This is a genomic window from Aliamphritea ceti, assembly GCF_024347215.1.
Classification (GTDB): domain Bacteria; phylum Pseudomonadota; class Gammaproteobacteria; order Pseudomonadales; family Balneatricaceae; genus Amphritea; species Amphritea ceti.
In genome coordinates this window covers 1,728,608-1,749,993 of sequence record NZ_AP025282.1, presented here as the reverse complement: position 1 = coordinate 1,749,993, position 21,386 = coordinate 1,728,608, and the positions used below count along the sequence as shown (strand labels likewise).

The following is a 21,386-nucleotide window of genomic DNA, read 5'->3' as shown; positions in this document are numbered from 1 at the left end:
CTGGCTTGCAAGGAATAATCAGCTCTTATTGAATCTCAATTATTTCAAACTCAGTAGCGGCTATCATTACGCAATCCCCGACGAACTTACCAATCAGTTGCGCGCCAAGCGGTGCTTCAGGTGTCACCACTGTGACGCTCAGCTCAGCAAATGCCAATTTCATCCCGCCAGCAGCCGGCCCAAGTAATAATACCCGCTGCTCTCCTGAGTCCAGCGCTTCGAGTACTATCAAACAGCCCGAAATAACTGGGTCATCTTCATACACTTCCGCTTCAGGTATACCTCGCCAGGCTGCCATTTCATGCTGGATTTCAGACACTCTGCGTGACTGCCCTTCGGCCAGATAAGAAGCTTCCAGCCCCAGCGTGTCGTACTGATTTTCTGCAACGCTCTCTTCATGGGTCGCTGCCTGATGTGCTTCGTTAGCCGCCTGCTGACAAACCTCCAGATCAGCTTCCAACCGTTCAATTACAGCTGCAATTAGCCCTGCCTTGCTCATGTATCAGAATCCACCATTAACTGCTCAATATCTTCATAGCAGCATAACTGATTACGGCCGTTTGATTTAGCCATATATAAGCTCCGGTCAGCCTGGCTAAGTAATTTTTGGCCTGTAACTGCACCATCACGCGTAGTACTGATACCAATACTGACTGTAATATACGGCGCAGTATCAGAATTCGGATGGCTGATATTCTCTTGTTGTAATCTATTCAGGACTTTCTGTGCCAATTTTTCTGCGGCACGTAATGGTGTATTAGGTAAAAGAATAACGAATTCTTCACCGCCATAACGTGCCAGTAAATCACTTTCATTACGCAGGCAGCTTTTAAATAACTCAGATACCTGCCGTAAACAGCGGTCGCCCTGCTGATGGCCATAGCTGTCGTTGTAGATTTTGAAACCATCTATATCCAGAAACAACAAACACAATTCTTCATTATTACGACGATGCAAACGCCAGGCATGCTTTAGCGCATCATCAAAGCCCCGTCGGTTAATGGTATTTGTGAGGGAGTCAATCTGAGTTAGCCTACTGAGCTGTAAGTTGGTTTCGTCCAGTGCTGCTTTCATTTTCGAGATACGCGACATCGCATGTATCTTCGCCAGTAACACAACTTTATTAACCGGTTTTACAAGATAATCATCGCCACCGGCATCAATGGCTTCAGAGAGATAATCAGCATCATCTTTAATTGTCAGAAAAATAATCGGAATCCAGTGATCATCTTTAAGATTACGACGAATCTGACGGGTCAGCTGTAAGCCATCAATACCCGGCAACTGAATATCCATTAAGATCAGATCGACGACTGATCGTTTGATATGCATCCGCGCTTCACGGGCATCTTTAGCCAGTAACGGTTGCGGGTAACCTGCTTCCACAACAATGCTGGTAACTATGTCCCGCACTAAAGCGGAGTCATCTACTACTAATACCTGCATCTAAACACTCATTCTTTAAGTGAATCCCCTGGAATGTCGCGCATGGTATCAAGCTATTCCATTTGCACCAAAACATCATCTGAATAAATACATATGATCTAAACAAATATTGAAGAAAATGCCACAGTATAGACACTCCAGACTGAACAGAAGATAAATGGAAAGAGGTGCTTTTACAGTCGCAGACTTTTTGATTAGAATGCCGCCCAGTTCGTTTCGGACAAACCTGTGCTTAATGGCAGTCACCTGCCAGGCACTGGTTATACACTACATAAATGCTCCGGATTTACGCTCCGGCCCGCAGAGGAAAATCATGTCACAAGTTGTTGTATGTGCGCTCTACAAATTCGCCACTCTGGAAGATTACCAGGAAATCCGTGAACCGCTTCGCCTGTTACTGGAAGACAATGGTATCCGCGGTACCTTATTACTTGCCAAAGAAGGTATAAACGGAACAGTTGCCGGCAGCCGGGAAGGTATTGATGCACTCTTAGCCTGGTTAAAAAACGACCCGCGACTAGCTGATACTGTCTATAAAGAATCTTTCGATGAGTCCAATCCGTTCTACCGCACTAAGGTAAAACTGAAGAAAGAAATCGTCACCATGGGCGTTGAAGGTATCGATCCAAAGCAAGTGGTTGGTACCTACGTTAAGCCACAGGACTGGAATGCTCTGATTTCTGACCCTGACGTTATTCTGGTCGACACCCGTAACGATTACGAAGTACAGGTTGGCACTTTCGAAGGCGCTATCAATCCGGAAACAGAAACCTTCCGTGAATTCCCTAAGTACGTTAAAGACAATCTTGATCCGGAAAAGAACAAGAAAGTTGCCATGTTCTGTACTGGTGGTATTCGCTGCGAAAAATCCACCGCTTACCTGAAAGAACAGGGTTTTGATGAGGTTTACCATCTTGAAGGTGGCATTCTGAAGTACCTTGAAGAAGTGCCTGAAGAAGAAACCATGTGGCAGGGTGAATGCTTTGTTTTCGATAACCGCATCACCGTAAACCACCAGCTGGAAAAAGGTGTCTACGATCAGTGTCACGCTTGTCGTTTACCTATTACAGAAGAAGACAAGCAAAGCGACAAATACATGCAGGGCGTCAGCTGTCACCAATGTTATGATAAGCAAGACCCGTCTCAGCGTGAACGTTTCATTGAACGTCAAAAGCAAATGCAACTGGCTGAAACCCGTGGTGAAGCACACCTGGGTGCCGATGCACTGGAAACTATCGCTCAGCGTCGTGAGCAAAAAGAACAACTACGTAAAGAACAGCAGGCACGTAACGCTAAGGCGTAATGAACTGATGTAGTTCAAACACGATAAATAAAACCGGCACTATTACCGGTTTTTTTATATCAGTGATCTCTGTGGTTAATCGCTTAATGTAACTTGGCTATTGGCGCCGACATAGCTGCATCCAGTGTTCAATCCCCGCACTGATATACTTATGCCGGTGCAACATCAGATACAAACGCCGGTTCAGATCTCTGCCTGCTACCTGTAACGGTACCAGCCTGCCCTGCGCAAAATCTTCCTGTAATGCAATGCGCGATAAACATCCCAAACCTAAACCTGCTGCTACTGCACCTTTTATCGCTTCAATATGCTCAAGTTCCAGCGTTACTTTCAGCTCCGGCAGCAAACCATGCATCGCCCGGTCAAAAGTCTGTCGGGTACCTGAGCCCTGCTCCCTGAGAATCCAGTTTGCCTGTAGTAAATCCGTATCACTCATACGAATCTTTTGCGCCAGGGGATTACCGGCAGCACAGAACACCACCAGCTCATCATTTTGCCAGGGCAATATTTCTAACTCCGGATGCTGTACCTCACCCTCGATCAGGCCAATATCAATATCAAAATTCACCAGCCGTTTAGTAATCGTGGTGGTGTTAGCTACCTGTAAATCCAGCCGCGCCTGCGGATGCTCGGCCATATACTGGGCCATTAACCCTACGGCTAAATAATTACCAATCGTCAGGGTCGCGCCGATTCTCAACTCACCTACAGCCTGATGCTGTTCCATTTCCTGCTGTAATGATTTGGCACGTTCCAGAAGAGCTTCTACTCTTGGACGTAGTGCCCGGCCGAGTTCGTTGATCTGTAAACGTTTGCCCACACGGTCAAACAATTGCATATCAAATTGTTGCTCGAGGTCCCGCAATGCGCCGCTCACAGCCGACTGTGACATTGCCAGACTCTGTGCTGCCTTTGTAATGTTGTCAAAGTGAGCAACGGCCAAAAATACTTCCAGCTGACGTAAGGTATATTTCATATGCGGTTTTACCGATATAAGTTTTCTGAATTATCGTCTTTACCAATATCATAGACAGGCATACTATCGTTAACAAGAAATAAGGAATACGATTTTTATAACTTTTAATTATAGATAATTCACACCAGGTCATGAGCGCAAATCAGCGCAGCACTTGTGAAACATCTTATATAGGAATCAGCAATGGCAAACATAGCAACCGAAGAAGTCCTCAGCGTTCATCACTGGAACGATACTTTGTTCAGCTTCACGACCAGCCGTGATCCTGGCTTTCGCTTCAAGAACGGTCATTTCGTGATGATTGGTCTGGAACATGAAGGCCGTCCACTGATGCGTGCTTATAGTATTGCCAGCGCAAACCATGAAGACCGTCTGGAATTTTTCAGCATTAAAGTACAGGACGGCCCACTGACATCTAAGCTGCAGAATATCAATGTGGGTGACCAGATTCTGGTTAGCCGTAAGCCTACCGGCACACTGATTAATGACAACCTGCTGCCAGGCAAGCGCCTTTACCTGATCAGTACCGGTACAGGTTTAGCACCTTTCATGAGCATTATTAAAGATCCGGAGATCTACGATGCATATGACCAGGTCATCCTGACGCACGGTGTACGTTACCTGTCAGAACTGGCGTATACAGATGTCATTGAAAACGAATTACCACAGGATGAGTTTCTGGGTGAGATGGTGTCAGAAAAGCTACGCTACTACCCGACTGTTACCCGGGAGAAATTCCGTAACAACGGCCGCCTGACTGATCTCATGGTTGTTGGCAAATTAACCAAAGATCTGGGCTTACCTGATCTGGATCCGGAACACGACCGCTTCATGCTTTGCGGTAGCCCAAGCATGCTCAAGGATACCTGTAAGATCCTCGAAAGCATGGGCTTCCATGAAGCACGCCAGGGTGAACAGGGTCACTATGTTATTGAACGGGCATTTGTTGAACGTTAACAACTAAACCCAACCGATCGTTGAAAGTAGAGATTTATCTCTCCTACGTTGGCAGCTCATTCCCTGAGCTGCCTTTTTTATGCACGCTCCATTCTTCCTCTGCACTGCTAAACTTAAAGTCCCCCGATAGAATTTAAAGAGGAACCGGCAATGCAACTACCGGTAAAGCAACTACTCTTCGGTCAGATAATGCTCGCTTCTGCTCTGATCTTCACGCCACTGGCATTGGACCAGCTTCCCAATATTGATACTCACAGCCAGGCCTTTGCAAAAAATGGTAACGGCGGCGGAAACAGTGGTGGCAACGGAGGAGGCAATGGTACTGGAGGAAACAATGGCGGAAGCAACAATGGCAAAAGCGCCGAGAATGGCAAAGGCCTGAATGGAAATACTAAAAGCCTTACCCCTGCATCCGCTAAAAACAAAAGCTCTGCGGATAAGCTAAAAGGTAGCCTTAATGCTGCACATGCATCGGCAACTGCCAGAAAAAATGCAGCAGCTCATTCACGGGTAGGCCAAATTGCTACGTATGAAAGACTTGCCCTGGCAACATCTCTGACGGAACAGGAAGCGGCGGACATAGATGGTATTCTTGACCAACTGGATGATCCTGATTTAACCAACCAACAACGTAAAGCGCTGCAGCAGGAACTGGCAGATATTGCCAGAGATCTTCCTGATGATGGCATAACTGACCCAGCTTCTATCGACACCCTCGCACGGGCTGCCGAGACAACTCTGGAAGGTGCCAGCAATAAATCTCTGGACGATGAGAATAAAATGCTAGATGCCGTTAATAACCTGCTGGGTATTACATCACCGAATGCAGTAGTTGATACGATTAAAAACCCGCCGGAAACGATTGATAACGGCTCTGGTACAAGCACTGGTATAAGCTCGGATATAGATTCAGATATAACTCCTGATGATCCCATACCTGCCAGTTAGATAGCTTATTAGCCGGAACTGCTTCAGATAACCAGAGTTAAACACATAGCCAGTCAACCGCTGGCCAGTATCTCTATACGTCAAACATTTCGCCTTTTACTATCCATTCAGCAATGCCTGACGCAAACTTTTTAATAACCCAGTATTTATGCGGCTACCTGTACCACTCACATTATAGCTTTGACGAAAATTACCGATGGCCTGCCTTGTAACAGGTCCAACCCAACCATCAGCGTTACCTGCAGCAAATCCCAGCTGATTCAGACTATGCTGAATAAACCGGACCTGAGCCCGGGGTAAACTATTCTCTTTACTCACACGGCGCCATTTATTGCGTAATACTTTAGCCTCCGCTAATTGTCCGACAGATAAACGTGATTCTATCTTTGACAATAAAACAGCAGCAGACTTTTCTCCGTTACGCTCGGCCAACGCCAGCCAAGACCATGCTTCCACCAAATCTGCTGACCAGCCCAACCCTGCTGCATAAGCTACACCTAACTGATATTGAGCCTGTGCATGACCCTGATCAGCAGCTCGGGCAATCCACTGAACTCCCCAGGATTCTTCCCCAGCTACTCCAATGCCATTCAGATACCTGCCCCCCAGGCGAAACTGAGCTTCAGCCTGCCCTCCCTGCGCAGCTTGCTCCAGCCAGTAAAAACCTTGCGACTGACTGGCATTGCCCTCCTGACCATTAAAATACGCCAGCGCCAGTAAATACTGTGACTCCACATGACCTTTTTCTGCAGCCTGTCGAAATGCATCACGAGCCGCTACCAAGTCTTGCTCTTCACCATCACGGGTGTGTTTTAATCCCAGCCGGTAGTAATATTCAGCGCTGCTGATAGTCGCAGTTGTCGCAACTTGCTCTGGTGGTTTTTCCTGCAAGGGTAGCCAGCCAAAGCGACAGCCCGATAAACTGCTGACCGAAAGTAACAGTAAAATTACCAAACCGCTTATATCGGTAATACTCAATGTATTACGGTCAGACATAGTTGTTTCCAAATTCATAAGTTACTGAAAATCTAGTACAGCCTGGCAATAGCTTCAATTATCCCCTGACACATCTGCCGAATACTCATTCAGATATTCCACAATCTAATGCGCAGCTGAGAAGCCCCATCGTTATGCACTGCCCGTCAGAAAATAAACAACAGTCCATAAGATAATTTTTTACCGTAACTTCAATACGTTAAGCAACATTAAATAAACTGCAAAATATGGCGCTCAGGTAGAACAAAGCAGCGGAATTGTTCAAGCGGCTAGCTCACTTAATCCCTAATACTAGGGCTCATCACACGGCATCAGCCAGTCGGAATAAGTCAAAACCTATACGCATTCTGACGAAATAGTACTGATAGCTTTGTAATACTGCCTGCAGATTCGATCTTTCAGTTCGAAAACCACTGCAGGTCGCAAAAGCATAATGATAAAAAAAGCAACGGAGTACTTATGACCCTATTGAAGCAATCAGTGGCTGCTGTCACCCTCGCCCTGGCATCCGGAATGGCAATGGCAGAATGCGGAGACATTGTCGTCGCAGAAATGGATTGGGCATCAGCAGAATTCGCTGCCAACCTGGATAAAATCATTCTGGAAGAAGGCTATGGCTGCAGTGTCGACCTGGCACCAGGTGCAACAGCTACAACTCTGGCATCAATGGAATCAAAAGGCCGTCCGCATATTGCGCCGGAATTCTGGTCTAACGCCGTACGTGAGCGCCTGCAGACCGCTGAAGAAAATGGTCAGGTTATCGTTGCAACTAAATTGATTGCAGATGCTGCTGACGGTTGGTATGTATCTAAAAGCATCGCTGATGATTACCCGGAAATTAACAGCATAGATGATGTACTGGCTCACCCAGAACTATTCCCGAATAAAGAAAACCCAGGCAAAGGTACCTTTGTAAACTGCCCATCTGGCTGGACGTGCCAGATTGCCAATACAAACCTGACTAAGCCTAGCGCCTACAACTTTGAAAAAGCTGGCTTCATCGCCCTGGACCCTGGTTCAGCTGCGGGTCTGGATGGCACTATTGCTAAATCTTATGACCGTGAAGAAGGCTGGTTCGGTTATTACTGGCAGCCATCTTCAGTGCTGAGCAAATACGAACTGAAGCGTCTGACTACCGATGCTGAAATCAACGATGAACACTGGAACAGCTGTATCGCTAAAGAAGAGTGTGACACGCCTGAGCGTACTAATTTCACACCGACAACAGTTAACACGATTGTGACTACCGGCTTCGCAGGCGAGAACCCTGATGTGATGGAATATATCAACAAACGTGCCTACACCTCGGACGAGGTAGGTAAAGTACTGGTATATATGAGCGATAATCAGGCAGACGGTGCCGACGGCGCGATCTACTTCCTCGAGAAACATGAAGAGATCTGGACCAAGTGGGTAAGCCCTGAAGTTGCAGAAAAAGTACGTCTGGCGATTAACTGATCAGTAATCTGCACACGACTGATCTCTGAAAGAAAGATGTCCTCAAGCCCGAAGCAGGCTAATTGCCTGCTTCGGGTTTGTTACATTTGACGCCTCATTTTTTCAAATAGTGAAATCTAATCCCACGAAGGCTGCTTCCTCTTTGATATATAAGCACTTTATAATCTAAATCCTAAATACACCTCTTTGTCCGCTATATAGACTTCCGTCTGATCTTACTTTTAACCTTTCTCAGACAAGCCTCGCTCAAAAACTCATCACTTTAGTAATAAAGACTTAAAAAACAGTTATATATAGTCAATAAGACCGTATAAAAACTTCTTTCGGATAAAACCTCCACAATACAAGCGTTAGAATGGCCGCGGTTTTCTCCGCCAGTTTTCGGCGTTTGCCGTCAAGTGCCCTGACCGCGAATACAGCCTCCTGGCCAGTAATAATAAATATTGGAGTTTTGTCTCAATGCAAGAATTTGTCGATTTTATGAACGGCATTATCTGGAGCCCGGCGCTGATTTACCTTTGCCTGGGTGCCGGTCTTTTTTATTCCATCATGACCCGCTTCGTACAGGTTCGCCTGGTCCGCGAAATGTGGCGCTTACTATTTTCCGGTAAGAGCTCTGATAAGGGTATCTCTTCTTTCCAGGCACTGGCAGTTTCCCTGTCTGGCCGTGTTGGTACCGGTAACATTGCAGGTGTTGCTGCAGCGATCGGTTTCGGTGGTCCTGGTGCAATATTCTGGATGTGGGTTGTAGCTTTTCTGGGCGCTGCTACTGCTTATGCAGAATCAACTCTGGCACAGATTTACAAAGAAGAGCAGGACGGCGAATACCGTGGTGGTCCGGCTTACTACATCGAAAAAGCGATGGGGCAGAAGTGGTACGCATGGATCTTTGCTATCGCTACTATCCTGGCATGTGGTGTATTCCTGCCGGGTGTTCAGTCCAACAGTATCGGCAACGCTATCGAAACCTCTTTCGGTTCTGGTGCGATGATCGAAACTGCTATCGGTACTCTGAGCTTCGCTAAGATCCTAACCGGTACTGCTGTTGTTCTGGTTCTTGGCTTCATCATCTTCGGTGGCGTTAAGCGTATTGCCAGCTTTACTCAGGTAGTCGTTCCTTTCATGGCACTGGCATATATCATCATTGCTACCGTTATTGTGCTGTTGAACGTAGACATGCTGCCAAGCATTTTCGGTATGATCTTTGAAGATGCCTTCACACCAATGGCTGGTATGGGTGCTGCTATCGGCTGGGGTGTTAAGCGTGGTGTTTACTCCAACGAAGCTGGTCAGGGTACAGGCCCTCACGCTGCTGCTGCCGCTGAAGTTGAGCACCCTGCTCAGCAAGGTCTGGTACAGGCTTTCTCTGTATACATCGATACTCTGTTCGTATGTACTGCTACTGCGCTGATGATTCTGATCACAGGTGCGTACAACGTTCACGGTGCCGGCGATGCCTTCCTGGTTCAGAACCTGGCAGCAGATATTGCAGCTAACAGCCCTGCCTATACTCAGACCGCTATTGAAAGCGTTCTGCCAGGTATCGGTAGCCCGTTCGTTGCTTTTGCACTGTTCTTCTTCTCGTTCACAACGATTCTGGCGTATTACTATATTGCCGAAACCAACATTGCTTACATCCAGCGCACATTACACATTCCTGGTCTGAGCATGTTGCTGAAGATTGTTATCATGGCGGCAACTTTCTACGGTTCTGTAAAAACTGCCAACCTGGCATGGGGTATGGGTGACGTAGGTGTAGGCATGATGGCCTGGCTGAACATCGTCGGTATCCTGATCATCTTCTTCATGGCTCGCCCTGCGATTAAAGCCCTGAAAGATTATGAAGCACAGCGTAAAGCCGGTGTAACTGAATACACTTTCGATCCTAAGAAACTGGGCATCAAGAATGCTAAATTCTGGGAAGACCGTATCAGCAAGAAGTAACTGATACTGTTTGAAGACTATCCAAAGGCCGCGATCATCGCGGCCTTTTTTATGCTGCCTTCAGCCATTTTTATGCCGCCCTCACCTGCCCCACTGAATCCCCAATAATAAATACCGCTGTCCCGGAACCTTATATAGCCGGGTGATTCAAACATGTAGTGTGTATTCAATAACTTGCAGCAATCGACAGGAACAAAATATGAATACTTTTGAGCTGGTCATCTTTGATTGTGACGGAGTACTGGTAGACAGCGAGCGTATTGCCAATGAAGTGTTCGCAGAAATCCTGCGGGACAGCTGCGGGCTGAATTTAAGCCTGCAGGAAATGTTCAGCACCTTTGTAGGCCGCTCCTCCGAACAGTGTGTGCAGATTGTCACAGATATGCTCGGACACCCACCACCAACCAACTTACAGCAACGTTACCGACAGGAAATAGAAACGGCTCTGCGCCGCTCTGTAACAGCAATATCTGGCACCCGAAACGTGCTTGAAAGGTTACAGCTACCCTATTGTGTTGCCTCAGGCGGTTCCTATAAAAAAATGCACATCACACTGGGAAAAACCGGCCTGTTGCCCTTCCTTGACGGAAAGTTATTCAGCACTTCCGATGTTAAGCAAGGCAAACCCCACCCGGATATATTTCTGCATGCTGCTAAATCTATGGGAGTTACAGACCCGGCAAAATGCCTTGTCATTGAAGACAGTGTTCCGGGCGTACAGGGTGGCATTAATGCCGGTATGACGGTATTTGGTTACGCTGAACATATCGACCCGCAAGCCTTAAGCGATGCCGGCGCGCATCTGGTTTTCGATGATATGCTGCAACTGCTCCGGCTTAACACGGGCCAGTGGCCTAAGGTATGCAAAAAGAATAAGCAGGCATAACAGACGCAAAAAAGCCGCATCCCTGCGGCTATCACAATCCTTTGTGCATCTTTTAGCGTCTGCTAATCCTTTCGCTTCCTGCGTTCATTTCCTGCCAGTACGTCTTATTGTTGCCACCCAGACTTACACCCGGCCAGCCGCCTGAGCAGTCGCCGTTAATGCCGCAATTGCTTTACTGTTGCGCTCAGATTTCTTTGCTTCATCTTTCCAAACAGACATAGCAGCAGCGGTCAGAGCATTGGAGTCTTCAGCAGGCAACGAAGCAAATTCAAAAATACCTTCACCGTTCACATCCATGCAGCCGTTCACATTCCAGGCATGCATATTAGTAGCATGCTTGGCATAGGCTAGTTCAAGCACTTTACGCTGGTCATCACTCAGGGAATCCCACTTCGCTTTATTGATCAACATGCCATCAGCATAGCCTGGATTGATCATGTTCAGGTAAGTGTAATGTTTCGCCGCTTCATGCAGTTTAAGTGCTTTATATTCCAGAGAACCGCCATAAATCACACCATCAATAGCACCGGTTGTCAGAGCGACATAAAGCTCCTGACTCGGCAGATATACGGTAGGAATATCAAATTTTTCAAGGACAGATGCCACCGTCGCAGTAGCACGAATCTTCATATTCTTCAGATCAGCCAGACTGTTTACCGGCTTAGTCGTCAGCAAATCATAAGGCCCGCCAAAAACTGGCCCAAAATAATGTACGCCTTTCTCCGCATAGGCTTCAGCAATCAGATCCGTCAGACCTTTTGCTTTGTGTAGATACATAGCTTCATCGAAACTCGTCCAGGCACCCGGTATACCAGATTCAATCTTGGCAATATCCAGCTGGCCAGCCCAGTAACCACCATAGCCCTGACACATATCCAGTGTGCCTTTAGAAACAGCTTCAAGCATCTGATCATTAGAAACTAATTCACCGCCACGGAAACGGCTGATACGAACGCTTTTGTTCGAGCTGGTTTTCACGTCATCCGCAAACGCTTTATAAAGGTCATCGGTTTCTGTGCCATACAAAGTTTGCATACGCAGGCGAACTTTATCTCCTGCCTGGGCAGAACCGGTTGCCATCGCCAATGGGGCTGCTGCCATACCAGTGGCAGCCACTTTTAGCAGATCTCTTCTCTTCACGTCGGTGATCCTTTTGTTATTGTCGTTATGGCTTAGGGCCGTTGTGGGCTAATGCCCGGTCACCAGCATATTATCCCGCGACACCAACAAATCAGGGTATACCCCTATCAGGGGATAACACCTAAGACATTGTTAAACAAAAGATTATTACAAAACAGATCTGAAAAAATTCGACCTTAGTCGCAGGCAAAAACAGCCTTTTACAGCGCAATTCCCTGCTGTAGAAGCAACTTTGTCAGATGTTTATCCAGATGGGACAGATCATCATTACGTAAGTCAGCGATATTTAACTGTTGAGCTGCGTAATGGTTTTTACGGGTCATTTTTTGCGCCAGCTGATGGGCGGTAAGCGATTCTGACCAGTATTCCAGATATAAGCCTGCTTCCGGCAGAAAGAAATCAGCATACTGATCCGGTAATTCCGGAATGCTCATATGAGTAGTAAAGCGTATATTTGCCAGATATAACCAGTTAGCAATCAGTGCTGCACCTTTATCAGCCACCCAGCGACCATCCAGTGTTCGAACGGCTTCCTGATCATCGGTTGTTGTGTCTCCTCCCAGCGCTACTCTTAAGCGTTGCTCAAGCACAGAGTTAGTTTGCAGTGTTTTCTGCCACAACACCTGTGGTACACCTGAATCCTTATCTTCATGCTGTGATCCACCCTGTAACTTGCCGGCAGCGGTTACCTGCCAGCCATGCAAATGCGGCTTAATCCATGCTAGCTCGGCAAATAACCTCAGCATCATCGTGGCGTCATAACTGAAGTGATCAGCAAGATCATTGTGGCTCAGTAAGCGGGCTTCAAATTTAACCAGCGCCGGGTGCTCCAGCACTGAGTCAGGCCATACGATATAAGTGCCAAACTTATCACTGTTATGATAACGGCCCTTTTCAAATTCGCCTTTCTTGGTTAACTGCCACTGATCATCCTCACGACGAATCCAGCCTAAAGCCGCCAGTTCAGCAAACATCTGCTTGCTGGTTTTATCCAGCGCCCGGGCCAGTGCCGAGGTCGATACTCCCCGTGAAGAATCCTTTGCCATTGATCTATTCCTGAAGACTGATTACACACAGATATAGTGCCATAGGCAGTATTCTGCTGTTAAGAATTTTAACTGTTAAAACAACAGCATTCTGAGATGAATCACTCATTTAATCTCAAGTCTGTTTATCAAAAGCTCTTACCGCTGCTAACGAATCAACGCTTTGATCTGCGTACGAATCAGATTATACCGTTTAGGTAATTCGCGATGCTTTTTTGTCACAAGATAAACACTTTCATTCACAGGCGTGGACAGTCTGGCACAGCAGATTTTATCCGGATAAGGAAACGCCTCAAGAGATGACTGAGGTATAACCGTGAAGCCTAGCCCCTGTGATACCGGTAACAAAATCTGGCTTAGCTGATTGATATAACCTGACTGGGATATGTGTCTCATGCCCTGATATTCGTCCGTATAATTCGCTTCTAAAAGCTGAATAGCATAGTGATGCCCATCCGGGTGATTAATGAAGCCTAACGCCATCAAATCTTGCCAACCTGATTTCGCATCTTTGGGCAGCACCAGGCATAGAGAATCTTCTCCAACCAGCTCCTGCTTCAGTGTGGGATCATTTACAGGCTGAGTCATCAGACCTATATCAGACTTATTTGCTCTGATTAGCTCGATGATCGCTGCATTCGGCGCTGCTTCAATGCTAATACTAAGATCAGGATATTGCTGTTGAAAGTTAAGCAGCTGTGGATACAACAACATTGACATTGAACCGGAGCACGTCAGTTTACAGTCACCTGAATAACTATCATCTTCACCGATTGAATTCAGTAATTCGGATTCGGCTTCTGCCTGTGTTATTCCGTACTGATAAAGGATATCCCCCGCTGCAGTTAATTCGAACCCTTTACCCTGTCGGCTAAGCAGTGCCTTACCCAGCTGTGCCTCCAGCTTTTTAATATGCTGACTAACACCAGGCTGTGTCATGTTGAGCTGTTGCGCGGTTCGGGTGAAATGACTGGTTTTAACCAGACGCATGAAAGTACGTAAATAGACAGGATTTATCATAACGTTTTATTATCAATTCAATCACCAATGATAATTTCATATTAACACAGTGACTTTATAGACTGCTTTCAAAATTAATATTTGGAGTCAGTATCATGAGTCTGCCATCCCCTTATCCCCGGACATTTTCCCATATTGGAATTTCCGTTCCGGATCTCGACGCTGCTGTGAAATTTTATACCGAAGTGCTGGGCTGGTATTTAATTATGGAACCAACCGAGATCACAGAAGATGACAGCGCAATCGGCGAAATGTGCACCGATGTTTTCGGACCAGGCTGGGGAACATTCAGGATCGCACACCTTTCTACAGGTGACCGGATAGGCGTGGAATTATTTCAGTTTAAGAATCAGAAAAGTCCTGAAAACAATTTTGAATATTGGAAAACAGGCATTTTTCACTTCTGCGTTCAGGACCCTGATGTTGAAGGACTGGCAGAAAAAATTGTGCTGGCTGGAGGCAAAAAACGTATGGCTAAACCGAGGTATTACTTTCCCAATGAAAAACCTTATCGAATGATTTATATGGAGGATCCATTCGGTAATATTCTGGAAATCTATAGCCATAGCTATGAATTGCACTATGCTTCCGGCGCTTATAAGTAACCGCATGAATTCCTAATAGCTAAACCCGTTTCAACAAAAAATGTATTCGCGCCCCCCGTATATAACAAGCAGAGCAGCTATATACAGCCTTGCTCTGCTCTTGCCTGGTTAAGTAAAGTAGGAAGGCAATAGTAGGAACCAACCGGTAAATTAGTAGGCAAAACGAATGATGGGTTTAGAAGAATACAAAGCAAAATCAGGTCGCTTTACGCCAGTATGGACACTTGAGATTCAAACTCCAATCGAGGATGTTGATAAGATTCTCGACGCGGTTATGACAGTTTATCCGTTAAGTTATGGCCGCTATCAGCGTAACGCGAGTATTTCAGCTCAGGCGATGGAAACCTCACAACCTGAAGAAGGCTCGACAACGACAACCCATGCAACAGGGTATAAAGCTGGTAGCACCGAAACCTATCCAATGGTGGAACTCAAAATCTCAATTGAACGGGATACAGACATTCTCGAACAGGTAATGGATGTCATCCATCAGGTTCATCACTACGAAGAACCGGTAATTTTTCTACGGGAAGACTGGGCCAGCCGGGCCGCCTATAACCCTGAGAACGAAAACCCTAACCGCTGGTGGAATAACGGCAGAGGCATGCCAAACAGAATTGAAAGTATTGCGAAGAAATTCTGACAGAATACTTTTTCTATACCTGACTGCTTACTATCAATACGTGTTCTTCCAGACTAATTTCACCCAGAATAAACGCTCAACGAAAGGTCTAATCATATGTTGACCCAGCCTAATACCGAGAGTTCCTCTGTTAATTATTTTTTACATTTGAAACCATCCATTTCCTTGATCTGCGTTGTTTTGTAAGAAAAATTACACATTTTGACCACTGGTCCTATTGCAATTATTTTTAATCGGAGCATTCTGTAAGTGAGCCTGTCAGAAAGGATGTCTCTGTAACAGGTGAAGAAGTGTCCGAGTTTTTTGCAGTAAGGGTTATATATGAATATAAACATCACTAATCGCAACGACAAAGTTTCAGACTCTACACGGGAAAAGATAGAAAGTTGGTTACACGAAAGTCAAAAGCGCTACAACGTTATTACCAGCGCGCAAGTCACTATTGAAAAATCAAACGGCAAAGAGGAAGTAGTAGAAGCTACTGTCCATGCCACAGGCAAAGATCTGTTCGCCAAAGCCAGCCACGAAAATCTGTACGCGGCTCTGGATGCGCTAAGTAGCAAGATCGATAAACAACTTGCCAAAATTCGCGATATTCAAACTAACAAAAAAGGCACGACCAAGCCTGCCGAAGAATCCGCTGAAGTTATGCCGGATGATGAGGATGACACCGATTACGAAGAGCAATATTCCGCGTAATCCATGCGACATGCTAACGCTGGTAAGTTAGCAACTAAATGAGAAAGGCCGCATATATAGCGGCCTTTTTTATTGCTTCAGAGATCAGTAACTACACGACTCATCACGGACTCTGGCTATCACTTATTCTTTATCAACAATGTGAATCCCGTATTCAACAATAAAACGCTGGTTATCTTCTTCTGTTACCACGCCCTGCAAGCCTGATATATCACGTAAAAAACGTTCAGAAGGTCCACCAGGAGCATTAATGACTACCAAATGACTGTCAGTCAAAGCTTTAAAACGACGCAGCACCTTTGGGCCTGCGATGACAAGATCCCCCGCCCGGGCAATAACCTCGTCATCATTAATTCCAAACTCAACTTCACCTGATACTACATAGAAAATTTCATCATCAGTCTCGTGATAATGCCAGGGGGCGCTGTTACCTTTAGGTAGCTGGCTATCAAAAACTGAAACCCTCCCATTAGTATCTTCTGCTGTTGCCAGAAACACTGTCGTTTCACCTTTGGGAGTGGTTTGTGTTTCAGCATTAGCGCTTACTATATGTTTCGCTCGCATGATATCTCACCTCTAATACCTGTAGCCGTGCCTGTTAAATCTAATGAAATCAGCTTAACTGCAGTACTATTAGCTAACAATGATCTTAAAAGTAAACTGACAATATACCTGTAGTAACAAATCAAGAGAGCCGGACGCACTACCCGCTAATTTCAACCATTCAGTAACATATGATCTGCTATGAATAAAATAGCGTATTAATACACGATCTATAATCACCAGAATAATATGTAGTTATGCAGATATTGGTTGTGGCAGTTAACCTTTCTTAACAATCCTTTTACTTCATATAGTGTACAAAGGGAGGTACTTAATCCCGGATACGACAATGCTAAAATCGATCACCTTGCTTACCACACTGTTGCTTCTTATAAGCTGTAGTCAGGTGAGTAATCAAAACCCTTTACATACTGCGTCAGCAGCGCTGCCAGAACACCGCCAATCAGACTTTCAGAGCTACCTGAGCGATACCCGCACCTGGCTGGAACAACAACGAGTATTTGTTTCGGCGGATAAGCAGGCAGAGCTGAACGCCAACATGCCCTATGAACTGCCTCCGGCAGATGGCCAGCCACCTCAAAAAGCTGTTTTACTGGTACATGGTTTAGGTGACTCGCCCTTCTTCTTCCGTGATATTGGCGCAGAACTGAGTAAACAAGGATTTCTGGTACGTACACTATTATTACCCGGACACGGCAGCAGGCCTGCAGATTTGATGCTGGCGGACTCCGATGAATGGCAGGAAGCGGTCAGCCACCATACCCGGCTATTACAACAACAGGTCGGTGAAGTCTGGCTGGGCGGTTTCTCAACCGGTGCTAATCTGGTGACCTCAGAGGCACTGAGTAATGATGACATCAGCGGCCTGTTGTTGTTCTCCCCGGCAATTGTGCCGGAGTCCGCCATGACCCATTTATTACCCGTGGTAAACCTGTTGAGTGACTGGCTGGACCAGGAATCATCGGACGGCAATTACACCCGCTACGGCTCACTGACCACCAACGGCGCAACCCAGTATTACTACACAACCCGGCAAGTACGGCAGCAACTTGTAGAGAATACTTATGATAAACCGGTACTCATCGCCCTGAGCGCCGATGACAGCGTAGTGGATTCAGAAGCAGTAAAAAGCCTGTTTGAACAGCGCTTCAATAATCCGGCCAGTAAACTGTTCTGGTTTGGTGAAACGACTGAAACTACGGATTCCCGTATTGAAGTACTGACCAGTCGGTTGCCCCAGCTGCAGATCAGCAACTTCTCACATATGTCACTTTTATTTGCCGCCAATAACCCCTTCTACGGCCGCAACGGCAGCCACAGAATCTGTGAAAACGGCCAGACCGAAGCCGCAGAGAAGCTCTGCCCAGACAGCAATGACCTCTGGTATTCCAACTGGGGTTATCAGGAAGCAGATAAGGTCCACGCCCGACTTACCTGGAATCCTTACTTCGACCGCTTAGTCAGTAGCATCAAGCAGGTCACATCTGCTAAGTAATAAACCCAACCACACCGAAAAACTCTAGCCAATAAAAAGCCCTCGCTGATCCGGCAACAACTCCAGATCAAACGAGGGCTTATGCCTACGCGGTTGTAAAACTTAATCGTATTTAAGCGTTTTCGCTAAGAATCATCTGAGCACCTTTCTCACCCACTAACATCGAAGGTGCCGATGTATTACCACTGATCAGCGTTGGCATTACCGAAGCATCCATAACCCGCAGGTTCTGCATACCTTTTACCTTTAAAGTTTCAGGATTAACCACTGCCATCTCATCGATTCCCATCTTGCAGGTACCAACCGGATGATAAACCGTAGTGGTGGTGTCTCGCAGGTATTCGAGTATTTCTTCATCGGTCTGGATATGTTTTCCGGGCGCCATTTCTTCACCCCGTAAATGATCAAATTCAGGGGATGCCAGAATCTCCCGTGCTTTCTTAACCCCTTCTACCAGCACCTTCTGATCACGTTCATCTGCAAAGAAATTATGATCAATAAGAACGTTACGACGGGTACCATCATTTGCCAGCTTTACCGTACCGGCACTGCGCGGACGCAATACACAGGTAAAGACCGAATAACCATGGCCATATTCAAACTTTTTGCCCCGATGACTGCGATACAACGGCGTAAAGTGAAACTGTATATCCGGATCAGCATCGGCTGAACCCGGCTCAGCTTCTTCCGCCAGACGGGTTTTAGCAAAACCACCCGCTTCCACGTAGTTAGTGGTCCACCAGCCTTTACGGTTTAACCAGTATTTAAACGGAGCCGGAATAATATGAGGTAACAACGTTGCGGCAGAGATACCTATAGTGTCGGATTTTGCTGAACGTACTGTTACCATGCTGTCCACATGATCCTGCAGATTTTCCCCTACTCCAGGTACGTGCTGCTTACACTCAATACCCAGCGCTTGCAGCTGAGCCTGATCACCAATCCCTGACGCCAGCAAAATACGTGGTGAAACGATAGTTCCGGCGCAAAGAATGACTTCTCTGTTAGCCTGAATCTGTTCAGCTGCACCGTTAACTTCAGCATCCAGCCCGGTTACCTTATCGCCGTCGATACGTAACGATAGCACTTCGGTATGCGTCATAATGCTCAGGTTAGGTCGCGACAGCACTGGCTCAACAAATGCTGTATAACTGCTTTCACGCTGACCACTACGTTGCTTTACATCATAAATACCCAGCCCCAGCTGAGTGTCAGCATTAAAGTCGGTATTTTCCTGCAATCCTGCCGCTAGCCCCGCTTTAACAAATACCCGCCCAACCGGATTTGGGTCCTGCGGTTTGGTGACATGCAGCTCGCCATCTGTGCCATGAAAGTCGCGACTCTGGCCATTCTGATTCGCTTCCAGCTTTTTAAAAACCGGTAATACATCCGCATAGGACCAACCTTTACAACCCCGGCTTTCCCAACCGTCATAATCATTCTGGTTACCACGGATATACACCATACTGTTAATTGCGCTGGAGCCCCCCAGGGCCTTACCCCGGTTAACCATCATAGTGCGATTATTCAGATGGCGCTGCGGCACTCCTTCAAAGGTATAGTCATACTTCTTATTGCCATACAGCCCAAAGATACCGGCCGGGATTTTCACCAGAGGACTTTTGTCACTGCCGCCGGCTTCTATAAGACAAACACTGACCGAAGGATCCGCCGTCAGGCGGTTTGCAACGACGCAACCGGCCGAACCGGCGCCGACAATAATGTAATCAAATGATTTCATTGGTCACCCGCCGTTAATCTGTAGACGTTTTGAAATGGAAGCTCTTAGGCCGGGTCAGTGCATCAAAACCCAGTGTCGAAAGTGAGCAACCGCGGCCGGTATCTTTAACGCCGGTCCATGCCAGCGCCGGATCCAGGTAATCACAACGGTTCATAAACACAGTGCCGGTTTCCAGTTGTGGTGCGATACGTTCCGCCGCAGCCAGATCTTCCGTCCAGATACCGGCAGTCAGGCCAAACTCAGAATCATTCATCAAAGCTATCGCTTCGTCATCACCAGACACTTTAATGACACCGACAACCGGGCCAAAACTCTCATCTGTCATGACCGACATTTCATGGGTAACATTCGACAATACCTGTGGCGCCATGTAAGCAGAGCCCGGCTGATCCAATTCAAACTGGCTGGTATCCACATGCTTCTGAGCACCGGCAGTTACGGCATCTGTAATTTGCTGACGGACAAAATCGGCAGCGGCTGGCTTAATCATCGGCCCCAGATTAGTGGTGGTTTCCAGAGGATTGCCCAACACATAAGCCTGACCTGCTGCGGCAAGACCTGCCACCAGCTGGTCATGAATACTCTCGTGCACATAGATTCGCTCGATACTGCAGCAAGACTGGCCACTGTTAAAGAAAGCGCCATCTGCCAGATTCTCAATGGCATAAGGCAAATTGGCATCAGCACGTACATACGCAGGATCTTTACCGCCCAGTTCCAGCCCCAGCGGAATAAACTGCCCGGCAGCGGCTTGTTCCATCGCTTTACCACCACCAACTGAACCGGTGAAGCACACCATATCCACATTGCCAGAACTAATCAGTTCGCTAGTGGCACTATGATCCAGCACGATATGCTGAAAAACGCCTTCCGGCAGACCCGCCTGATCAAAAGCATCCTGAATACGTTCAGCAACTAACAATGTATTGGCGGCATGCTTAAGCACGACAGCATTACCGGCCAACAGCGCAGGAATCACTGAATTCAGCGCCGTCATGAAAGGGAAATTCCAGGGCGCAATGGTCATAATGACGCCCAGCGGTTCCCGGCTGATTTTACGGGCAAACCCAGGCTTATCACCCGGATCAACAGGGCTTAATGACTCTTCTGCAACAGAGATCATGTAACGGGCCCGCTCTTCCAGACCACGCACTTCACCAGCGCCCTGGCTGATTGGGCGTCCCATTTGCCATGCCAGCTCTTCTGCAATTCGGTCAGTCATAGCAACCATCGCATCAACCGCAGCGGTACAGTAGGTACAACGCTCAGCAACGCTTAGCTGTGCCCAACTATTCTGTGCCAGCTTGCTACGCGCAAATAAAGCGGCAACCTGATCCGTATCCATAACCGGGCGTTCAGCATAAACACTGCCATCAACCGGCGAAACACTTTGGATTTTGTTCATCATCATTTACTCAAATTTATGACTCTGTCATCTCAGACAAAGCGCTTGTCAGATGGCTTGTATTAATGGCTTTTATTGAAAGTTTTTTAAACACGTCTTCTGAGCATAAGCTTC

General features: G+C 46.8%; 20 protein-coding genes. 10 read left to right on the top strand and 10 right to left on the bottom strand.

The window, feature by feature from the left end; genetic code table 11:
- Positions 1-25 precede the first annotated feature (25 nt).
- Together OCU49_RS07995 and OCU49_RS07990 are read right to left on the bottom strand one after the other, a co-directional pair.
- Positions 26-499: a GreA/GreB family elongation factor gene (locus OCU49_RS07995; RefSeq protein WP_261844453.1), complete on the bottom strand. Its 474-nt coding sequence runs from the start codon at positions 497-499 to the stop codon at positions 26-28.
- Positions 496-1,446: a diguanylate cyclase domain-containing protein gene (locus tag OCU49_RS07990; RefSeq protein ID WP_261844452.1), complete on the bottom strand. Its 951-nt coding sequence runs from the start codon at positions 1,444-1,446 to the stop codon at positions 496-498. Before OCU49_RS07990 ends, OCU49_RS07995 begins: the two co-directional genes overlap by 4 nt.
- A gap of 313 nt (positions 1,447-1,759) precedes the next feature.
- On the opposite strand from OCU49_RS07990, the gene trhO reads away from it, so the two are divergent.
- A complete protein-coding gene (gene trhO, locus OCU49_RS07985; protein ID WP_261844451.1) occupies positions 1,760-2,749 on the top strand; it encodes an oxygen-dependent tRNA uridine(34) hydroxylase TrhO in 990 nt (329 codons plus the stop codon).
- A 97-nt stretch (positions 2,750-2,846) separates the two neighbouring features.
- Here trhO and OCU49_RS07980 read toward each other — a convergent pair whose 3' ends face one another.
- Positions 2,847-3,725: a LysR family transcriptional regulator gene (locus tag OCU49_RS07980; RefSeq protein WP_261844450.1), complete on the bottom strand. Its 879-nt coding sequence runs from the start codon at positions 3,723-3,725 to the stop codon at positions 2,847-2,849.
- A gap of 183 nt (positions 3,726-3,908) precedes the next feature.
- Here OCU49_RS07980 and OCU49_RS07975 point away from each other — a divergent pair, with 183 nt between their 5' ends.
- Together OCU49_RS07975 and OCU49_RS07970 are read left to right on the top strand one after the other, a co-directional pair.
- Entirely contained in the window at positions 3,909-4,682 is a 774-nt protein-coding gene (locus OCU49_RS07975) for a ferredoxin--NADP reductase (protein WP_261844449.1), read from the top strand.
- Between the two features lie 150 nt (positions 4,683-4,832).
- Complete coding sequence (locus tag OCU49_RS07970) at positions 4,833-5,630, top strand: hypothetical protein (RefSeq protein WP_261844448.1); 798 nt, start codon at positions 4,833-4,835, stop codon at positions 5,628-5,630.
- 99 nt (positions 5,631-5,729) lie between these two features.
- Here the strand turns inward: OCU49_RS07970 and OCU49_RS07965 are convergent, their stop codons facing one another.
- A complete protein-coding gene (locus OCU49_RS07965) occupies positions 5,730-6,626 on the bottom strand; it encodes an SEL1-like repeat protein (protein WP_261844447.1) in 897 nt (298 codons plus the stop codon).
- A 459-nt stretch (positions 6,627-7,085) separates the two neighbouring features.
- Between OCU49_RS07965 and OCU49_RS07960 the strand changes: the two genes are divergently transcribed.
- From OCU49_RS07960 to OCU49_RS07950, 3 genes are all read left to right on the top strand, one after another.
- Positions 7,086-8,084 (top strand): glycine betaine ABC transporter substrate-binding protein, encoded by a 999-nt coding sequence (locus OCU49_RS07960; protein WP_261844446.1) that lies wholly within the window; start codon positions 7,086-7,088, stop codon positions 8,082-8,084.
- A gap of 459 nt (positions 8,085-8,543) precedes the next feature.
- Positions 8,544-10,028, top strand: a complete 1,485-nt coding sequence (locus OCU49_RS07955) for an alanine/glycine:cation symporter family protein (RefSeq protein ID WP_261844445.1) — start codon at positions 8,544-8,546, stop codon at positions 10,026-10,028.
- A 199-nt stretch (positions 10,029-10,227) separates the two neighbouring features.
- Complete coding sequence (locus OCU49_RS07950; RefSeq protein ID WP_261844444.1) at positions 10,228-10,914, top strand: HAD family hydrolase; 687 nt, start codon at positions 10,228-10,230, stop codon at positions 10,912-10,914.
- Positions 10,915-11,037: 123 nt separating this feature from the next.
- Here OCU49_RS07950 and dctP read toward each other — a convergent pair whose 3' ends face one another.
- The 3 genes from dctP to OCU49_RS07935 all read right to left on the bottom strand — a co-directional run bounded on the left by dctP (position 11,038) and on the right by OCU49_RS07935 (position 14,120).
- Entirely contained in the window at positions 11,038-12,054 is a 1,017-nt protein-coding gene (dctP, locus tag OCU49_RS07945) for a TRAP transporter substrate-binding protein DctP (RefSeq protein WP_261844443.1), read from the bottom strand.
- A gap of 200 nt (positions 12,055-12,254) precedes the next feature.
- The gene (locus OCU49_RS07940; RefSeq protein ID WP_261844442.1) at positions 12,255-13,100 is read right to left on the bottom strand and encodes a hypothetical protein; all 846 of its coding nucleotides are present in this window, start codon (positions 13,098-13,100) and stop codon (positions 12,255-12,257) included.
- A 147-nt stretch (positions 13,101-13,247) separates the two neighbouring features.
- Positions 13,248-14,120: a LysR family transcriptional regulator gene (locus OCU49_RS07935; RefSeq protein ID WP_261844441.1), complete on the bottom strand. Its 873-nt coding sequence runs from the start codon at positions 14,118-14,120 to the stop codon at positions 13,248-13,250.
- Positions 14,121-14,221: 101 nt separating this feature from the next.
- Between OCU49_RS07935 and OCU49_RS07930 the strand changes: the two genes are divergently transcribed.
- The 3 genes from OCU49_RS07930 (at position 14,222) to hpf (ending at position 16,067) form a co-directional block, all read left to right on the top strand.
- Entirely contained in the window at positions 14,222-14,725 is a 504-nt protein-coding gene (locus OCU49_RS07930; RefSeq protein WP_261845211.1) for a lactoylglutathione lyase family protein, read from the top strand.
- 166 nt (positions 14,726-14,891) lie between these two features.
- Positions 14,892-15,368, top strand: a complete 477-nt coding sequence (locus OCU49_RS07925) for a hypothetical protein (protein WP_261844440.1) — start codon at positions 14,892-14,894, stop codon at positions 15,366-15,368.
- Positions 15,369-15,689: 321 nt separating this feature from the next.
- Positions 15,690-16,067, top strand: a complete 378-nt coding sequence (gene hpf, locus OCU49_RS07920; protein WP_261844439.1) for a ribosome hibernation-promoting factor, HPF/YfiA family — start codon at positions 15,690-15,692, stop codon at positions 16,065-16,067.
- A 123-nt stretch (positions 16,068-16,190) separates the two neighbouring features.
- Here hpf and OCU49_RS07915 read toward each other — a convergent pair whose 3' ends face one another.
- Entirely contained in the window at positions 16,191-16,631 is a 441-nt protein-coding gene (locus OCU49_RS07915; RefSeq protein WP_261844438.1) for a cupin domain-containing protein, read from the bottom strand.
- Positions 16,632-16,959: 328 nt separating this feature from the next.
- Here OCU49_RS07915 and OCU49_RS07910 point away from each other — a divergent pair, with 328 nt between their 5' ends.
- On the top strand, positions 16,960-18,126 hold the full coding sequence (locus OCU49_RS07910) for an alpha/beta hydrolase (RefSeq protein ID WP_261844437.1): 1,167 nt from the start codon (positions 16,960-16,962) through the stop codon (positions 18,124-18,126).
- Between the two features lie 112 nt (positions 18,127-18,238).
- On the opposite strand, the gene OCU49_RS07905 is transcribed toward OCU49_RS07910, so the two are convergent.
- Entirely contained in the window at positions 18,239-19,867 is a 1,629-nt protein-coding gene (locus OCU49_RS07905) for a GMC family oxidoreductase (protein ID WP_261844436.1), read from the bottom strand.
- Between the two features lie 13 nt (positions 19,868-19,880).
- Positions 19,881-21,272, bottom strand: coding sequence for an aldehyde dehydrogenase family protein (locus OCU49_RS07900; RefSeq protein WP_261844435.1), 1,392 nt, complete (start codon positions 21,270-21,272; stop codon positions 19,881-19,883).
- Positions 21,273-21,386: the final 114 nt, after the last annotated feature.